This is a genomic window from Tabrizicola soli (assembly GCF_015999335.1).
Classification (GTDB): domain Bacteria; phylum Pseudomonadota; class Alphaproteobacteria; order Rhodobacterales; family Rhodobacteraceae; genus Tabrizicola; species Tabrizicola soli.
This window is the reverse complement of sequence record NZ_JAEACP010000020.1, coordinates 52,671-68,245: the sequence shown is the minus strand read 5'-3', so window position 1 is coordinate 68,245 and position 15,575 is coordinate 52,671. Positions and strand designations below refer to the sequence as shown.

Annotated in this window: 19 protein-coding genes; 3 read left to right on the top strand and 16 right to left on the bottom strand. The window is 63.3% G+C overall.

The window, feature by feature from the left end:
* Positions 1 to 2 precede the first annotated feature (2 nt).
* Positions 3 to 1,205 carry an META domain-containing protein gene (locus I7S92_RS17900; RefSeq protein ID WP_197646794.1) on the top strand — a complete coding sequence of 401 codons (1,203 nt, stop codon included), beginning with the start codon at positions 3 to 5 and terminating at the stop codon, positions 1,203 to 1,205.
* Between the two features lie 74 nt (positions 1,206 to 1,279).
* Here the strand turns inward: I7S92_RS17900 and I7S92_RS17895 are convergent, their stop codons facing one another.
* Positions 1,280 to 1,525, bottom strand: coding sequence for a hypothetical protein (locus tag I7S92_RS17895; RefSeq protein ID WP_197646793.1), 246 nt, complete (start codon positions 1,523 to 1,525; stop codon positions 1,280 to 1,282).
* 288 nt (positions 1,526 to 1,813) lie between these two features.
* Here I7S92_RS17895 and I7S92_RS17890 point away from each other — a divergent pair, with 288 nt between their 5' ends.
* A complete protein-coding gene (locus I7S92_RS17890) occupies positions 1,814 to 2,497 on the top strand; it encodes a UPF0149 family protein (RefSeq protein WP_076533460.1) in 684 nt (227 codons plus the stop codon).
* A gap of 51 nt (positions 2,498 to 2,548) precedes the next feature.
* Here the strand turns inward: I7S92_RS17890 and I7S92_RS17885 are convergent, their stop codons facing one another.
* Positions 2,549 to 3,058 carry an HNH endonuclease gene (locus tag I7S92_RS17885; RefSeq protein ID WP_197646792.1) on the bottom strand — a complete coding sequence of 170 codons (510 nt, stop codon included), beginning with the start codon at positions 3,056 to 3,058 and terminating at the stop codon, positions 2,549 to 2,551.
* Positions 3,059 to 3,338: 280 nt separating this feature from the next.
* Between I7S92_RS17885 and I7S92_RS17880 the strand changes: the two genes are divergently transcribed.
* Entirely contained in the window at positions 3,339 to 3,491 is a 153-nt protein-coding gene (locus tag I7S92_RS17880; protein ID WP_197646791.1) for a hypothetical protein, read from the top strand.
* Positions 3,492 to 3,531: 40 nt separating this feature from the next.
* Here the strand turns inward: I7S92_RS17880 and I7S92_RS17875 are convergent, their stop codons facing one another.
* The 14 genes from I7S92_RS17875 to I7S92_RS17810 form a co-directional block, all read right to left on the bottom strand.
* Positions 3,532 to 4,230 (bottom strand): recombinase family protein, encoded by a 699-nt coding sequence (locus I7S92_RS17875; protein ID WP_197646790.1) that lies wholly within the window; start codon positions 4,228 to 4,230, stop codon positions 3,532 to 3,534.
* A 79-nt stretch (positions 4,231 to 4,309) separates the two neighbouring features.
* Positions 4,310 to 4,906 carry a phage terminase small subunit P27 family gene (locus I7S92_RS17870; protein WP_197646789.1) on the bottom strand — a complete coding sequence of 199 codons (597 nt, stop codon included), beginning with the start codon at positions 4,904 to 4,906 and terminating at the stop codon, positions 4,310 to 4,312.
* The gene (locus tag I7S92_RS17865; protein ID WP_197646787.1) at positions 4,903 to 5,130 is read right to left on the bottom strand and encodes a DUF7220 family protein; all 228 of its coding nucleotides are present in this window, start codon (positions 5,128 to 5,130) and stop codon (positions 4,903 to 4,905) included. The genes I7S92_RS17870 and I7S92_RS17865 overlap by 4 nt, the downstream gene beginning before the upstream one ends.
* Entirely contained in the window at positions 5,108 to 5,587 is a 480-nt protein-coding gene (locus I7S92_RS17860; RefSeq protein WP_197646786.1) for a hypothetical protein, read from the bottom strand. The genes I7S92_RS17865 and I7S92_RS17860 overlap by 23 nt, the downstream gene beginning before the upstream one ends.
* On the bottom strand, positions 5,584 to 6,060 hold the full coding sequence (locus I7S92_RS17855; RefSeq protein ID WP_197646785.1) for a phage terminase small subunit P27 family: 477 nt from the start codon (positions 6,058 to 6,060) through the stop codon (positions 5,584 to 5,586). Before I7S92_RS17855 ends, I7S92_RS17860 begins: the two co-directional genes overlap by 4 nt.
* Positions 6,061 to 6,292: 232 nt before the next feature.
* Positions 6,293 to 7,537, bottom strand: coding sequence for a site-specific DNA-methyltransferase (locus I7S92_RS17850; RefSeq protein WP_197646784.1), 1,245 nt, complete (start codon positions 7,535 to 7,537; stop codon positions 6,293 to 6,295).
* Between the two features lie 161 nt (positions 7,538 to 7,698).
* Entirely contained in the window at positions 7,699 to 8,076 is a 378-nt protein-coding gene (locus I7S92_RS17845) for a nuclear transport factor 2 family protein (protein WP_197646783.1), read from the bottom strand.
* Positions 8,077 to 8,239: 163 nt separating this feature from the next.
* Complete coding sequence (locus I7S92_RS17840) at positions 8,240 to 8,476, bottom strand: PA2433 domain-containing protein (RefSeq protein ID WP_197646782.1); 237 nt, start codon at positions 8,474 to 8,476, stop codon at positions 8,240 to 8,242.
* A 114-nt stretch (positions 8,477 to 8,590) separates the two neighbouring features.
* The gene (locus tag I7S92_RS17835) at positions 8,591 to 11,626 is read right to left on the bottom strand and encodes a bifunctional DNA primase/polymerase (protein ID WP_197646781.1); all 3,036 of its coding nucleotides are present in this window, start codon (positions 11,624 to 11,626) and stop codon (positions 8,591 to 8,593) included.
* A 2-nt stretch (positions 11,627 to 11,628) separates the two neighbouring features.
* The gene (locus tag I7S92_RS17830; RefSeq protein ID WP_197646780.1) at positions 11,629 to 11,817 is read right to left on the bottom strand and encodes a MerR family transcriptional regulator; all 189 of its coding nucleotides are present in this window, start codon (positions 11,815 to 11,817) and stop codon (positions 11,629 to 11,631) included.
* A gap of 1 nt (position 11,818) precedes the next feature.
* Complete coding sequence (locus I7S92_RS17825; protein WP_162528290.1) at positions 11,819 to 11,989, bottom strand: hypothetical protein; 171 nt, start codon at positions 11,987 to 11,989, stop codon at positions 11,819 to 11,821.
* A gap of 30 nt (positions 11,990 to 12,019) precedes the next feature.
* A complete protein-coding gene (locus I7S92_RS17820) occupies positions 12,020 to 12,781 on the bottom strand; it encodes a sigma-70 family RNA polymerase sigma factor (RefSeq protein WP_197646779.1) in 762 nt (253 codons plus the stop codon).
* 104 nt (positions 12,782 to 12,885) lie between these two features.
* A complete protein-coding gene (locus tag I7S92_RS17815) occupies positions 12,886 to 13,101 on the bottom strand; it encodes a hypothetical protein (RefSeq protein WP_197646778.1) in 216 nt (71 codons plus the stop codon).
* A gap of 100 nt (positions 13,102 to 13,201) precedes the next feature.
* Entirely contained in the window at positions 13,202 to 15,274 is a 2,073-nt protein-coding gene (locus tag I7S92_RS17810; RefSeq protein ID WP_197646777.1) for a hypothetical protein, read from the bottom strand.
* Positions 15,275 to 15,575 lie beyond the last annotated feature (301 nt).

Here is a 15,575-nt window from a genome sequence, read left to right as displayed (position 1 = left end):
CCATGCGCCGTATCACCATTGCCCTTCTCTTGCTCGGCTCCGCCCTGCCCGCCTCGGCGCGCGACATCAGCGGGCAGGTGAGCTATCTGCAGCGTATCGCGCTTGATCCCGCTGCACAGCTGGTGGTCGAGCTGACCGGCCCGTCGGGGCTGACGGGCGAGTTTCGCGAGGATGCCGAGGGCCGTCAGGTCCCGCTGCCTTTCACGGTCTCGACCGATGATACCGGGGCGCAGTTCCTGCGCGCCGCAATCCTGGTCGGCGGAGCGGCGCAATGGGTAACGCCTCCGATCCCCGTGCCCGCGGGTGACGAGCCGCTTGACCTTGGCATGATCACCATGGGGGCCTTCGTGCCGATGGGGTTCACCAGTCAGTTGCGCTGTGGCGATACGCTGATCGATGTGGGTTTCATCGGCGACGAGGCGCGGATGCGTCTGGGTGGCACGGTCTATTCCCTGCCGCTTGCCGTCTCGGCCTCGGGGGCGCGGTTCAGCGACGGCCAGACGCCCGAGACCATGATCTGGACCAAGGGGAACACGGCGCTTGTCACCATCGCAGGCTGGGACCTGCCCGAATGTCAGGCAACCGCAATGCCTTCGGCCCTGCCCTTCACCGCGCGTGGCAATGAGCCCGGCTGGGTGCTGAACGTCTCGGGCGAGGGCATGGTTCTTGCAATGCAGGACGGAACCGAGATCCGCACCTCCCTGCCAGCGGCCGAGGACGGGCCAGACGGCACGGTGTTCGCCACCGATCAGTTGATTGTCACCGTCGCGCCGGAAATCTGCCGCGACACGATGACCGGCATGCCCCATCCGCTCGGTGTCGCGGTGCAGGCGGGCGAGCAGGTCTTGCAAGGCTGCGGCGGCAACCCGGCCGATCTGCTGCAAGGGAACTGGGTGGTGCAGGGTATCGACGGTACACCCCTGCCCGCGGAAGCCGAAGTGACGATGGCGTTTTCGGGGGACAGGGTTTACGGCAAGTCGGCCTGCAATCGTTACAATGCCGGCGTGCATCTGACCGGCGAAGCGCTGGTAATCGAGCCCGGCCCGATGACGATGATGGCTTGCGACGAGGTGTTGATGAGCATCGAGCGCAGCTTCATCGGCGCGCTGCAAGGTGCCTCCGCATTCGACTTCGACACCGATAGCGGGGCGCTGATCCTGATGGCCGAGGGCCGCCCGGTCGTGACGGCGGTCCCCGCCCCCTGAAGCTTGCGCCGCGGAAGAACGAGCACGATATTTCGCGGGGCACCAGCGCCCTGCGCCACTGTCCGGCCCGTCGTTCACTTGCACGCGCGCGCCTGGTCCCGCAGGACGGCATAGTCGGCAAGCATCCGAACCAGCATCGCCCCTTCTGGCAGGGCCTCGACCTCCCCGGCCGCCCGTACCTGATCGGCGGCGCTATACGCGACCACCGGCGGGCAAGGCGCGCGGGGGTCAGAACCTGCCGTCGCGCAGCCGGTCAACCACAGCACCGCGATCATGAGGGCGGCGGCTGGCGGCATCGAGCATCTGGCGGTGGAGGACATCATTTCTCTCTTGAGTATCAAGACGTTCAGTCAAGCGCTCCAAGCGTTCGCCGGAGTGCGGCGATGAAGGGCAGAACCTGTGCCGGTACAGGCGTGACCGTGGTGTCGGCAACCAGTTCGTCTGACATCCTTTCTTGATCCTTCCCTTCCGCCTGCATCTAACCCAATTGCGTACTCGATCAGGGGCCAGGCTTTCCTCTGTTGCGAGATTGCGACTGGCGCTCAGCCGCCGGATTGTGGACGTAGCCCGTCACGGCTAAGGATCTTGCGACCATAGAGGGGGGTGTCATGGATCCGGGAGACGAACGGCTCGACCATCTTGCAGACCTGTTGCATGCGCTGGCCGTCGAGAACGAGCCGATGACGGTCAGTGAACTCGACGGCTTCGTGACGGGCATTCTCGCCTGCCCCGAGATGATCCCACCCTCGGATTGGCTCTCCCATGTCTGGGGCGTCAGCGGAAATGCTGGATTCGCCGATCTCGGAACGGCCGAAGAAACGATCGGGGCGGTGATGGCGCATTACAACGATGTTGCCGCCAGGATCACGGCATCGCTGTGGGTCGAGCCCATCTATGAGGTCGATATCAACAGCGACGAGACCCTCTGGGAGCCTTGGGTCGATGGGTTCACCCGGGCGATGGCATTGCGACCGGATGCCTGGAACGCGCTTCTCGATCGCGCAGATGACGAGACCCGCAGCGCTATGATCTTCATCATGGCTCTACAGGACATCTATACAGGCGACAGCAAGTTCACGGAGGAGGAGGTTGACCAGATTGATCTGGAAGCGCCCGATCTGATCCCGAACTGCGTGGCGACCATCCTGCACCAGTCGCGACCCGAACTGTCCCGCCCTGTGCCCGCCAATCTTCCGGACCAGCCTTTCAAGGCTGGCCCGAAGCCCGGCCGAAACGATGCCTGCCCCTGCGGATCGGGGCGCAAATACAAGCAATGCTGCGGCCGGAACTGACCGACCAGGCCGGGCCTCGAGACTGTCAGGTTCTGACAGCCAGCCGTAACCTCACGGCGCCATCTGTGCCGCCAACCAGCGGCCCGCTGCCATACGCCGTTGCACATATGCGCGGTAGGCTTCGGGCGTCTGCGGCTGTTTCCGTCGGTGACGCCTGCTGTTGCAGAACCGGCAGGCGGCAACGATGTTGTCGGCAGTATCCGCACCGCCCTCGGAACGAGGATGCAAATGCTCGGCCGCGCATTGCAGGAGCCTCAGAGATGCCGCCGATCTGCCTCGGGCCTGCACGGCGGGCTTCAGGGCATTCTCCCACATCGCCAGACCACAGTAATAGCAGCAGCCTCCTTGTTCGATCATCTTCTGCCTACGGATATTCTTCAGCGCGTCCATGGCACGGGTCCTTTCATTCGACTTCATGAGAAGCGAATGCGCGCCGTCCGACAGGACGTTCCCCGGCTGGAAGCTGACTGCTCGCGCAAGACCCGATGATTTCGTGGTTCGCGTGCCGGACCGCGACACCTGGAACAAGAAGTTCCAGATCAGAATGGCCTTATGGCTCATCCAAGACAGCCGAGGCTGTCTTCGCAGCATCCCGAAGATTAATAGCCTCCGCGCTACGCGTCAACGGCCGCCAGGCCCGACTACAATCGAGATGCAGCATCGTGGATTGTTTCTGCGCGGATCAAAACCTGCCGATAAAGACAACTGGCCGGGTGTCGGGGCAAGGCGTAGCTTGGGAAGCGCAAGGGGATGGCCCCGACGTTACATGTGTTTCCGGTTCAACCTGTCTGTGTCTTCCCGGTTGGACACCCCTTGCGCGAATATTCTCTGGCCCGGTTGGATGATGCGCATCATGTCTTTTCACACGTTCAATTCTTCCCTGCCGCGGTCATCCCGCGCCAGAGCCGAGATCAGGGAAGCGCTCGCCAGCCTTCCCGGAGCGGAGTTGGTTGTGGGCGGCGCGATCCTGTTTGGCCTGTTGATGGCCGGCTGAACGGCGGAGGCACGCCCCGTTCAGCGGGGTGACCATCGCCCTACAGCCCTTCCAGCCCTGCGATCCTTTCCAGCACGGCCTTGACGTTCGACACCTGCCAGTTCCCGCCGCGCCTTGTCCTGATGCCTCGCGCGGAGAGTTCGGCGGCGATGGCCCTGAGCGATGTTGCACCGCCGGCCCGGATGTCTGCGATGACGGGGGCAAGGTCGCGGGCAAAGCCCTTGGCATTGGCGGTGACGGCGGCGCGCAGGGCGGCCCCGCCCTTGCCAGCCCGCCGCAGGCTGGCGGCGCCGTTCGGATTGCCGAGCCGCACCCCGCGGGACCGGGCCGCGGCAAGGGCCTCCTTCGTCCGCCGCGAGATCGCCTCGCGCTCGGCTTCCGCCACCAGCGCCATGATGCCCACCGTCAGGTCATTGGCCTGCGGCATGTCGCAGGCCAGGAACTTCACCCCGCTGTCCCTGAGGGCGAGCAGGAAGGCCGCGTTGCGCGAGAGCCGGTCCAGCCTGGCGATCACCAGCGTGGCGCCCGTCACCTTCGCCAGATGCAGGGCGCGCGACAATTCCGGCCGGTCGGCCCTGCGCCCACTCTCTACTTCGGTGAACCGCGCCAACACCTCCGCACCTCGCGCCGCCGCGAATGCCCCGATCGCTTTGCGCTGCGCCTCGAGGCCGAGCCCCGACAGCCCCTGCCGCGCCGTCGACACCCGCTCATAGGCCACCAGCCGCCCTGCCGCCGCCATTCGTGCTCCCCCGTACAGACCTGCGTAACGTTCGTTGCGCAGGTTTGTACACGTCGCTCTGTCAGCGCCGGGCAGCAAGTCATTGTTCTTCAGAGATCGCCCTCGGCTCGTAACTGTTCACTGACCCCGCGGATCGCGGGGAATGCTCCAGCGCATCGATTGGCGTCGGGTCGTGCAACGGCCGCTCCTTCCGATTGCCATTCGCGTCCTCGTAGACGATCACGAACTCGATCTTGTCGACCGGCTCCGGTTCGTTCGTCGGGTTTGCCACAGCGATCGGCGAGCGAGAGGCAGGCGTCAGCCCGATCTCGGCCATGTAGCGGCCCATCAGCTCCATCTGCCGGTTCGCGATGTTGAGCCAGGGCGACTGCTGCACATAGCCCGAGGGCGTCTTGAACAGGACCGGGGTCTCCTTCAGCTTCTCCTCCGCCTCCACCCAGCGTCCGTACGCCTGGCAGTAGGCCGCCAGCACCGCGCGGTCGACGATGGAGATCACACCCATGCCGACCAGCGTGTCCACCAGCCGGTGCCACTCCGCGCGGGCCTCCTCGCTCAGATGATTGGGGCAATCCGGGATACCCTCGGGCGGGATCGGTTCAGCCCGGTTCCACGCCTTCTTGCCGCGATTGCCTTCCATCCGGCGCCAGGCGGTAGGCTTGCGGGGTGGGCCGCTCATGGCAACTGGTCCCTGAGCGCATTGAAGGTGCGCCGGACGACATAGCCGCGAAGGAAGGAGAGGATCGTGAACACCGTCGCCACCATGAAGTTGTCGATCAGGGCCAGCTCATGTCCCAGCGCGGGAAACAGGAGCCGCTGCACCCAGACCGAGAGCAGGAAACCCACGACCGTGCCGGTGAGGCTTTCGAAGGCCGAAGCGCTAGCTGATTGACCAGCGGTCATTTGCCCTGTCCTTCTCCAGTTCAATGGTTTCCACTGCCTGGCTTCGCCCCAGGACGGCCATCAACTCGTGCAGCGTCTCGTCGCTCAACTGGGTCAGATCGATCATGCTTTCCGGCGCAGCAGGCGGGGTGGCCACTTCCAGCGTCTCGCGCCAGCCACCTTGCGTCTTCAGAAAGAAGATCATCGCCGTGACATTGCCGGCGCGCGCCTTGGTGACAAGGCTCTGGGCTACGGCACCGATGGCTCGAGCTTTCCCGCGTTTATAGCGTTCGGATAGGTCCTCGTCGCGGTTCAGGAGCGCGAAGAAGGTCGTGCGCCCGATGCCGAGGAAGTCCGCGATCTGCTCGGCATTCAGCACTGCCGACAAGGTTTCCACCTCGGCTCGCTGGGCATCGGTGAGCGTGGTCAGGGGACGGCCTCCCAGCCGCTTGGGCCCAGCCTCTTCCAGGGCACTCATGTGATGAACTCCCGCGCCGGGTCGTCCGCCCAACGGAACTCCCAAGGCTTCTGATCCGGCGGTTGCACGCTCAGTCGGGTACGGGACGATGGCGTCAGACCGAGTTCAGTCATGTAGCGCAGCATGAATTCACGCTCTCGGTTCGCGATCGTGAGCCAAGGGGAGAGCTGAACGTAGCCCGCAGGGGTCCGCAGGAGCGGAGGGCTTTCAGCAAGTTTGCGCTCCGCCTCGACCCAGCGACCCCAGGCTTGGCAGTAGCCTGCCAGGACAGCACGATCGATCCGCGTCAGGATTCCAATCGCTTCAAGTTCCTGGACCAGCCGTTTCCACTCTGCCTTTGCCGAAGGGTTGAGATGCGCAGGACAGGTCGGCAGACCGGCGGTCGGCTTCGGTTCGGCCCCGTTGATCGGTCGATGCCCCGGATTGCCTTCCAGCAGCTTCAAATGCGTCGGCTTGGGTTTGCGGCCTCTCATATCAGCTTCCTCTCAAGGCTGGCCGACGCGCGACTGCGGAGTTTGTCGAGTGGTTCGGAAGTGCAGTCCACTTCAACTTCGCGCCAAGCGTTTGACTGCACGTGCAAAAATCCGAAATGGTCATCGCGATACCCCGTGCCGAATATCGCGGGTGTGAAAGAAGACCTCCCCCCGCCGGTCCCCGACCATTGGCCCCAGAGTCTGATCGCCCCCCGGGGTGTTTCCGCCGCGTTCATGCTGCTACCTCCGCCACGCGCTCTGTCTGCACTTCGCGGAAGCTGCGGCCGTCCCAGTCCAGCATCGCCTCGCGCCCCGTGAACGCCTGCCAGCGCAGCAGCGCTACATCGACATACGCCGGATCCAGTTCCACCGCATGGCAGTGACGCCCGCAGGTCTCGGCTGCGATGATCGAGGTCCCCGATCCCGAGAAGGGCTCATAGACCGCCTGGCCCGGGCTGGAGTTGTTCAGCATCGGCCGGCGCATGCATTCGACCGGCTTCTGCGTGCCATGGACCGTGGCGGCATCCTGGTCCCGGCTCGGGATCTGCCAGAGCGTCGTCTGCTTGCGGTCGCCCGACCAGTGGCCGGTGGCCTTCTCGCGTACCGCGTACCAGGCCGGTTCGTGCTGCCAGTGGTAGTCCCCGCGGGAGAGGACCAGTCGCTCCTTGGCCCAGATGATCTGGCTGCGGATCGCAAAGCTGCAGGCGATGAGGCTCTCGGCCACCGTCGTTGCATGCAGCGCACCATGCCAGACATAGGCCACGTCACCGGGGAACAGTGCCCAGGCCTCGCGCCAGTCGGCCCGGTGATCGTTCAGGACCTTGCCGGTGCGCCTGGTCCTGGCTGCCCCCGCCTCGTTGCGCCAGTTCGGGTCGTAAGCGACGCCATAGGGCGGATCGGTCACCATAAGATGCGGTTGCACGCCAGCGAGAACGCGCGCCACGGTTCCAGCATCCGTCGCATCGCCGCAGATCAGGCGATGGTTCCCAAGCACCCAGAGGTCGCCCGGCCGGGAGACAGGCACAGCCGGGGCTTCCGGAACATCCTCTTCGCGCGTATCAGCCTCACCGGCCCGCAGCAGCGCATCGAGTTCCCCTGCCTCGAAGCCGAGGCTCGCCAAATCCACCGCCATGTCCAGCAGATCGCCCAGCTCCAGCGCCAGGAGTTCCCGATCCCACCCTGCCTGCTCGGCAAGCTTGTTGTCCGCAAGGATGTAGGCCCGCTTCTGCGCCTCTGTCAGATGCGCCAGTTCGATCACCGGCACCTTCGCCAGGCCGAGCTTGCGCGCCGCCATCACCCTGCCGTGGCCCGCGATAATGCCATTCTCGCCGTCGACCAGAACCGGGTTGGTGAATCCATACTCCCGGATCGAGCCGGCGATCAGCGCCACCTGCGCCTCCGAATGCGTCCGGGCATTCCGGGCATAGGGGATCAGCGCCTCGATCGGGCGGTAGTCGATTGCCAGCGTTCCGTCCATCTGCGCCTCCACCCCCCGGTCCGCAACACGCGGTGTCTCCGGGGCTCACGCGAGCAGTATAGGCGAAGGGTAAGATACTGATAAGAATGACATTTTCCGAAATGCGCCGACACAGGGCGACAAAGCGAGCCTGTCGAGAAACGCTGGTGACTGATGGTCGCTCAGACGACGATCTTCCAGTAGGAATCCTTGCGGATCACTTTTCCGCCCTCAAAGGTGTAGAAATCACAGCCCCGGACGCTCACCTTCTCACCTTGAAGATTCGTCCCCGTCAGAAGCCATTTCGACATTCCAGTGCTGCCACTGACGAAGTTCTCGATCTCACCATAGTGGACATCAGGTGTTGTCTCAAACCGGGTCATCAGTCCACGCCGCACCTGATCACGACCGACATAGCGGGTTCCATGCGGCTCTGAGCCGCGGGGAAGATCAAGACTGCAATCCTCCGCGAAGAATTCCATGATTGCGTCAATGTCATGGGCGTTGAATCCTGCAGCCAGACCGTCGAGTGCCTGAAGGATCTTTTGTTCCTCCACCATCTCACCATCCCCAATTCAGCTCGTCGTTCTGTCGGCGCGCGTTCCCGCCACGACCGAGGCAGAGATCGCCGGCAATCGAGCAGACAATCACGCTGATAGTGTGAAACGCGTACGTCTCCACCAGCGCATACGCCTGTGTTCGTCTCGCCCGCTTGCCGGTACGTCAGAGCCCGAGCATCTTCTTGGCTTCGGCCAGCGCGTCAACCGACGCCTGATGGTTGCCAGCCGCATGTTCAGCCTCGCCGGTCGCGCGAAGCTCCTTGACCCTGGCGAGATCCTCTTCGCTCAGGGTCGCAGTCTCCAAAGCCGCATCGATGGCCGCCATGTCTGCCGGGCATTGAAAGGCAAGCACCGGAGACGAAAGCAATGTCAGAAGACCGGCGGTGATCAACATCTTCATGTCGCAAACCCCTATCTTGCATGCGCCAGACCACGCGCCCGATGAGTATACCACGCTCCGGCCGGGGCCTGAGGCTTCTTTACGGATGCTCGGCTGCAAATGGCCGGAGAACGGCTACGCCACCTCCCAGGCTTCCAGCGATCCAAGCGCTCCTTCGAGCCGTAACCTGGCTTCTTCTGCTGTCCCACTAATCCACCAGCAGCTCTGCCAGGATCGGCCCCTGCCGCCTCGCCGGTATCGCGCCGATTTAACCGCCATTTCCCTATAAGTATCTCCTATAGGGTTTTGGCGGTTAAATCCCGCCCGCCTGAACGCATGATCTGCCTCTGCGACCGTCTCGTACAGACCGGGATGCAGCACCGCCGCATCTGCAGGACTGTCGACCGCCACACCTGCCAATAGCATCCGCTGAACCTCGTCCGCCACGCAGCTGTCCCAGGCGACGACACGGTCATAGACGATCGGCAGCGCGACGTCTGCTAGAACCTGGACCTCAAGCGGATTGGCTTCCGTCCGGTTCACGCCCCGCCCCCGACCGATTGCCTGGATGGCCTCGTCATCGCAGACGGCCGCACGCAGCAGCTCCGCGTTCGGATCCTCGTGCTCCAGGGCGGCGATGGTGCGCCGTGATCCATCCCGCATGAGAAGGCCCCGGCGGACCCGGTGATAACCCCCGGTCGGGACATGTCCGAAGTACATGCTGGTCAGTTGACCGAGATCGTCATCGCCTGGGAGCGGCCTGCCTATGACGATCAGGAGGGCGACGCCCTTGTAGACATCCAGACCGGCAATCGCCTTGAAGTGGCCAGTCTCGACACCGAGAATTCCGGCGAATGCTGCCTCGATCTGCTTGTAGGTCACCACCAGCACACGCCCCGGCGCAACGCGGGCCGCCTGCCACCGAACGTGGTCGACGCATTCCTGCAGGCGGTTCCGTCGGCGCAGATTCTCCTCGGAACTGGCCTTCGGGTCCTCGACCAGGGTCGCCTTGCCGAAACTGCCGCAGACGGCAGTCACGGTCATGTGCGGCGCGGTTGCAGCGATGCTTGTCATCTCCAGAACCGGAAGCACAGTCTCAGCGAGCTCCGTTCGCAGCGTTGCATCGAGGTGCAGGATCGGCAGCCCGGAGAGGCTTGGGTCGATCTGGTGAACTCCCGTCACCCTGACGGTCACGCCACCCGTCACGGGATCGGGTGGCAGCACCTGAATCCGGCCATCCTGATCTTCCACCGTGCGGAGGAGGCTCTCGACCGCGCGGAACAACACCTCGCGCCGGAGGGATCGATTGGCTTCCCGGGAGAGGTCGGTGGCCCGCCTGCGTGCCGCCTGCGGCAAGCCGGGGCGCAATCCGGGATCGACGCGCAGGCGGACTTCCAAATCGGCGGCCCGCTCGCAGCACTCCGGTGTCAACCCGATCGCGTCCAGGTGCCGGCGTGCAACCGGACCGGGTCCACCCGCCGTTATTGCCCGGGCGACCTTGTTCCTGACAGTGAAGAGCTCCTCCCAGGCACGCTCCTCCTCCTGTTGGTCGGCAAAGCGCGGCTCTCCGGTTGCGTCCGGCTGAGTAATCTCGCCCAAACCAATGCGAACCTCTTTGGCGGCCCGCTCCCAGCAGCCCTCGTCGATCACTATGACCGCAAATTTCTCGGCATCGATTGAAAGCCCCGTGAAGAGACTGTCATAAGCGGCAACAACGATGTCGGCCGCCTCGATGTCACGCAGGTTCGCCTGCTTGTTACAGATCTCGAAGTTGTGGCAGCGCGCACCACCACGTCGCATGCAGGCATTCGGAAACACAGGCAGACCGGACCTGACCGCCAGGCGGACCATGTCCAGATCCCGGCACATCGGCGGCCCGAGATCAGGCATGGTGGCCTCGTAACCGCGATGGACGGCGACCCTAACGCCTTGGACAGCCCAGCCCACGGCTGCCTCATCGGCCAAGGCCAGAGATTGCACGAAGACGACGATGCGATGCGGCAGGCCGGCATCCCGGAGACGCGCCTGCAATGCAAGGAGATGATTGCGCGAAACGGCCGATTTGCCGAGACCGACGGTCGCACGGATGCCGATCCGGGGAGCGCGTTCGGCTCGGTCCGAGGCGAGCCAGGCTTCCGCCCCAGCGCAGAACGAGGCAATCGTGTCGGACAGCACCGCGCGCGCCTCTTCCAACGGGAGCCCCGGCTCGACCTCAACCGGGATCGCTTCGGGTGCCCCGCGGGACGGCAGACGACCGGCTCCGTGGAGGGACAGCTTGTCCCGGACCTTCCTCAGCGCATCGTGGAAACTGTAGTGGGTGGTTCCGTCCTTCTTCGGTCGGGAAAGATCCGTGGAACCGGAGAACCGCAGCCAGACCCGGCCGGCAAGCGCTTCGGCGTCCAAAGGCTGCCCAGCATCAATCGCGTCATGGACGACGTGGAAGGCCGTAGCAGAGAGCCAGCCGTCCCGACCGTCGAGGACCAGACCGTTCTTATTTCGGGTGGGCCCAGTGGATTCGCCGGATGGACCTCCGGTTCTACTCTTCCGCTGCTGGGCGCCAATCGGTGGAAGGAGGGCTGCGAGTTCGTTGAGCAGATCCGCGCATGTCGCTTCGTCCACCAGCGGCAGGTCGGACACTGGAACATCCAGCGGTGTCTCGCCGGTCCAGTAATAGGGTTTCCGGGCGTCGGGATGGATGCCGAACGCGACAAACTGCTGGCCCTTGCCGAGGATCTCCAGCTTCCGGATGGATTTCTTGGCGAAGGGTCTGTCGGTCCTGACCAGGTAAAGTCGCTTCGGCCAGAGCCCCACCCGCATCAACGTGGCGCCGGTATTCGCCTCGACGATCTGCCCCATCAGGTGGGCAATGTCCGGGTCCAGCACGTCGATATCGATGCCCACCACGTCGCCAGTCCGAATGCCCACGCCCGCACTGGGGAACTCAGCGTTCCATCTGCGAACCTGCGCTTCGTCAATGATCGCCGTTGACCAGCCTGTTGGCCGTGGTGACTTCCGTCCAGGATGGAGCGGCACCGGCTCGTAGCCGTTGTCGAGAAGCTTGAGGGACACCTCCGAATAGGTCGGATAGCCAATGCCGTTCGGGCCGCCGCTGGCAGCCTGGGTGTCGTCTTCGTGCTGTTGCGCGGGTCCATGTTCCTGGCCCCACGCCATGGTCAGCCGCCCTTGCGCCGGTGCCGATCCTCGTAGGCGAGGATGTCATCCAGGAGGTAGAGGACCTTGCCGCCGATGTGGTGCCAGGCAGGTCCATAGGGTTCCGCCCGCCAACGCTCCAGCGTGCGCGTCGTCATGCGCCAGCGGTCGGCCAGTTCCAGGGTGGTCAGCCAGGTTGGGCGGGCGGCCATCTCAGACCACCCCGGGCGCAGCGGCCACGTAAATGGCGAAGAGCGCACCCCCGTCGGACAGCACGCCGACGTCCTCGATGCGATAGCGCCGCCCGGCGAGGATAACCTGCGCCAGGTCCCAGGGCCGGTAGTAGCCCGGCAACTTCTCATATTCGTCCTGATCTCCGTCCATCCGGCTTCTCCTCGAAGGGCCTTCAGAAGATCAAAGGCCAACCGGCGAGCCGGAATGGGACAGGACGGGCGGAGCTTTCTGCTGCGACCGGAGTTTCGCGAGGGCGCGCTGGTATCGCTTGCGAGCAGCGGCCGGCTCAAGGCCAAGCGCACGCCCGGCCTCCTCCTGGGTTTCGCCAAGGAGGAACACCCGCCGCAACAGCGTCGCGTCCCGCTGTGCCAGGCAGGCAAGGTGATCGGTAAGGTCCTGAGGCTGGACCTCCACGGACTCGGCCGTCTCTACGACAAGCGCCTCAATCACAGGATCGGCAATAGACTTCAGGGTTTCGCCAACCACTCGCGTCGCAACCATGTCCCGCCGGATATCGCGCTCCACGTTGCGCAGCAGCGTCGCCGTGACCGCCGTCACTCGGTCGAGATCCAGGGTGAGTATGGCCTCGCCGATACGGGCGACAATCTCCGCCGGCAGATCATCGCGTCGATCCGGGAACCCTCGTGACAGGCGCCAGAACACGGCATCGAGGCCGGGCCAGAGCGCCACGATCACCATCAGATGCGCGGTCGATCGGTACCGCTGATCTGACTGCGCTGCCATCACAAGTGCGCGTATGACAGCGAAGCGTGCTGCCGGATCGCCGTCACGCGCGTGCTGATGCTCCAGAAGAGCAGGAATGGATCCGAAGGCGGCGAGTTCCGGATCGGCCTGCCGCATCGCTTGGAAATCAACCTGCGACGATCTGAGGTTCAGTTTGCGGATGAGGGATGTGTGGAGTGCGGACCAGGAGGCACGCATGACGTCCAGCCTTTCGGCCGGGCGTCTCGCGCCTCACGGGGGCTCGCAGAGGGTTGCAGGAATGGGAAAGAAGAACGGGCGCCGCAGGGGCGCCCGTTGTCAGATCAGGTCCGGTTCTTCGCGTCGCAGGCCGGGCAGATAGCCTCGGCGGGCAAGGTCACAACGTAGTTGTGCCGCTGCAGCCGGATGTGCAGACGCGCGCCATGGCGCACGCCCAGCAGCTTACCGCACTCAATGCAGCGCCACTCGGCAGGGTCCAGATTGGCAGTCCAGGCGAAGGTTGTCGGGCGATCTTGGCGGTGGTCGAACGGATAGGCCATCAGAGGCTCCTGTGAGTTACTGGAGCCCCCCAATGATCACAGGTTTCCATCGACGTCCTATGGGGGTGACCATCGATGAACAATCGACAGCGCTGCCGAGTCAGTATCCCTTCAGTTTCCACCGCCGCGGCGGGACCTGCTCGACATAACCTTCGACGACGGGCCAACGCGTTGAGCCTATCATCTGTTGGAAGCCCGCTGAGCTACTACTCGCAATTAGGTCGCCAGCTTTGACTGGCGGAGCGCCAAGCTTGGCTGCAGCAACCAGCAATCTGAAGGCCTGCACCGATGGTTCACCTATCAGATCGAGCGGAGGACGTCCTGGCACGTGGAGCCGGGCAGCTTCCCCACCTTCTTCTACGACCAATTCCAGGGTTCCTGCTCCGAGAGCAAGACTTCGGCCGGCTCGAAACGCGATAGCCAAAGCGTCGCGGTCAATGGAGATCTGTGGCTCGACGCTCGAAACCGCCGAAAGTGGAACAATGACGTTGGCGCCAACCAAACGAGGCGCGACCACGGTTCCAGTGAAGACGATGCCAGGACCAAGGACGCTCCGAGCACGCAAGAACTCGTCGATCCTAGAGAAAGTCTTCAGTTCGCCAAGACCGCGCGCCAAGTAGCAGGGAACTTCCTGCTCATCGATCTTGGTAAGGCCTAGTAAGATTGCCGAACCAAATGTGTCGTCGGGCGTAACGGTCTGAAGGATGCTTTTGACCGCGGTGATGAGCCGCTCCTGGATCCAGTCCAAGTCCACGGCGAATACAGTCCGATCCACATTGGACGGTCCTTCCACCTCAGGATCGTCGTCTTCAATAACAACGGGTTCGACTTCCTTTCGCTTGATCAGGCTCGCCCGTTCCAGAAGTTCTGTCTTGATGCCTCTCGACGTGAAAAAAGTGCCCTTCTGGACCTTTTCATCGAGCTCCCACAGCTCGGCCATGATGGGGATGAACGCGCCTACTTCCTCCTCGGTCAGGTCGCGAAACACCCGCATGATGGACCATGCCTCCAAGACACGGCGGCCAAACTCGCGCCTACCGGGATCTCTTTCGGAGTTCAGGCTGCAACTATTCCCATCCGAGATGGCGATCTCCAGAATCTGCTCTTTGGCGTCGTGTTGCCCCTGAAAGCAGATCTGCAGAAGAACTTTGCTGACGCCAAGGGCAAGGCGGAAGACCTTCCCTGGAGCCAGGTACCGTTCGACGACGTCTTCCATGTCTAGTTTCGCACTGACCTTAACCCCCAGCTTCGTGTTCCAGTCCGCAATCCGAAGTTCAAGTTCAGTGAGTTTCGCGGATAGGACAGTGCATCCGGGCACGTCTGGCAGTGATAGCTCTACTGTCTTGAGGAAGCGGGAGGTGTCGTAACTTTCCTCCACCAAGGGCCTTGATGAGAGATCGTGTCCAAGCGTCTCGACAGCAAAGCAGTCTGCTACGGCTCTGCGTACCGCGGCGCGCGTTGCAGCAACTTCTATCCGCTCCAAGGATGGCGTGTAGATCAGAACCGCTTCGTCTTGAGGCAGGTAATACATCAGGCGACGTTCGCCGTGCTCGCCGTGAGTTGCTACGCTGGTCTGCTGTCCGGCGAAGCGGACAATGACGAGGACAGAGGCTGGGTATTCTGGGACCTTCGGAAGATCGATCACACTGAAGGACAGCTTTCGACTCGACTTCAGTCGTTTGCCGATAGCTGTGCCCAGTTTGTCTGTGTCGATCTCGGACGCGGCAAAACGCAGTGCCTCGGGGTCTCGGTCGACGCTGAAGGCAGCGAAGAGACGTCCCGCGTTTCGCCAGGACCGGATGTTCTTGTAGCTGACTGCATCGTCAAAGATCTTCCGATGCCGTGCGTGCGCCCACAGTGCCTTTGCAAGGTCACCCGGTTGCGCTTCAAACTCTTCATGCTCTTCGTTGTCGAGGTTGCGTTCCGCAATCTCCTGCAGGGCCGATGGTCCTTTTGCCTCCGTAAGCCCCAACGCCCGTTGGCACTCGACCTCAACCGGCTGAAGTAGTTCTTTCGGAAGTTCATTGAGATCCTGGAGCAGCCGCGTCTTGATGCCTTCGTCATCTAGGTCAGCTTGCAGAGCCGCATCGGTGACTTTCGCAGCGGCTTCGAAGTTTTCATCGGACTGACAAAGGAAGTCCTTGAGATGACCGATTGGCGCGTCTTCGATCACTCTGAAGAGTGCGGCCCCGTTCCTGAACACATTCGGCGGCATGGCAAATCCCGCGCTAAACTACTGCAATCGGAAGCTGAATGCTGAGGGAGTTGACGACGAATTTCAAACAGAAAGCGCTCCAGGATTTTTCTTGCCGCGTGTCCCATTCCGGGCGCTGACTTGGCCTTTGACTGGCAGATCAACGCGAAAGGTCTGCCATGTCTGGACCCAATCCTCTTGCGTCTGCCTTGATGACCCCCGCCGAACGCCGCGCCGAACTGTGCCGCATCCTTGCTCGCGGCCTGGTTCGCCTACTGCA

Excerpts from the sequence above, each read along its gene's own strand:
- I7S92_RS17900 (WP_197646794.1), top strand. The coding sequence starts at position 3 with ATGCGCCGTATCACCATTGCCCTTCTCTTGCTCGGCTCCGCCCTGCCC.
- I7S92_RS17895 (WP_197646793.1), bottom strand. The coding sequence starts at position 1,525 with ATGTCCTCCACCGCCAGATGCTCGATGCCGCCAGCCGCCGCCCTCATG.
- I7S92_RS17890 (WP_076533460.1), top strand. The coding sequence starts at position 1,814 with ATGGATCCGGGAGACGAACGGCTCGACCATCTTGCAGACCTGTTGCAT.
- I7S92_RS17885 (WP_197646792.1), bottom strand. The coding sequence starts at position 3,058 with ATGAGCCATAAGGCCATTCTGATCTGGAACTTCTTGTTCCAGGTGTCG.
- I7S92_RS17880 (WP_197646791.1), top strand. The coding sequence starts at position 3,339 with ATGATGCGCATCATGTCTTTTCACACGTTCAATTCTTCCCTGCCGCGG.
- I7S92_RS17875 (WP_197646790.1), bottom strand. The coding sequence starts at position 4,230 with ATGGCGGCGGCAGGGCGGCTGGTGGCCTATGAGCGGGTGTCGACGGCG.
- I7S92_RS17870 (WP_197646789.1), bottom strand. The coding sequence starts at position 4,906 with ATGAGCGGCCCACCCCGCAAGCCTACCGCCTGGCGCCGGATGGAAGGC.
- I7S92_RS17865 (WP_197646787.1), bottom strand. The coding sequence starts at position 5,130 with ATGACCGCTGGTCAATCAGCTAGCGCTTCGGCCTTCGAAAGCCTCACC.
- I7S92_RS17860 (WP_197646786.1), bottom strand. The coding sequence starts at position 5,587 with ATGAGTGCCCTGGAAGAGGCTGGGCCCAAGCGGCTGGGAGGCCGTCCC.
- I7S92_RS17855 (WP_197646785.1), bottom strand. The coding sequence starts at position 6,060 with ATGAGAGGCCGCAAACCCAAGCCGACGCATTTGAAGCTGCTGGAAGGC.
- I7S92_RS17850 (WP_197646784.1), bottom strand. The coding sequence starts at position 7,537 with ATGGACGGAACGCTGGCAATCGACTACCGCCCGATCGAGGCGCTGATC.
- I7S92_RS17845 (WP_197646783.1), bottom strand. The coding sequence starts at position 8,076 with ATGGTGGAGGAACAAAAGATCCTTCAGGCACTCGACGGTCTGGCTGCA.
- I7S92_RS17840 (WP_197646782.1), bottom strand. The coding sequence starts at position 8,476 with ATGAAGATGTTGATCACCGCCGGTCTTCTGACATTGCTTTCGTCTCCG.
- I7S92_RS17835 (WP_197646781.1), bottom strand. The coding sequence starts at position 11,626 with ATGGCGTGGGGCCAGGAACATGGACCCGCGCAACAGCACGAAGACGAC.
- I7S92_RS17830 (WP_197646780.1), bottom strand. The coding sequence starts at position 11,817 with ATGGCCGCCCGCCCAACCTGGCTGACCACCCTGGAACTGGCCGACCGC.
- I7S92_RS17825 (WP_162528290.1), bottom strand. The coding sequence starts at position 11,989 with ATGGACGGAGATCAGGACGAATATGAGAAGTTGCCGGGCTACTACCGG.
- I7S92_RS17820 (WP_197646779.1), bottom strand. The coding sequence starts at position 12,781 with ATGCGTGCCTCCTGGTCCGCACTCCACACATCCCTCATCCGCAAACTG.
- I7S92_RS17815 (WP_197646778.1), bottom strand. The coding sequence starts at position 13,101 with ATGGCCTATCCGTTCGACCACCGCCAAGATCGCCCGACAACCTTCGCC.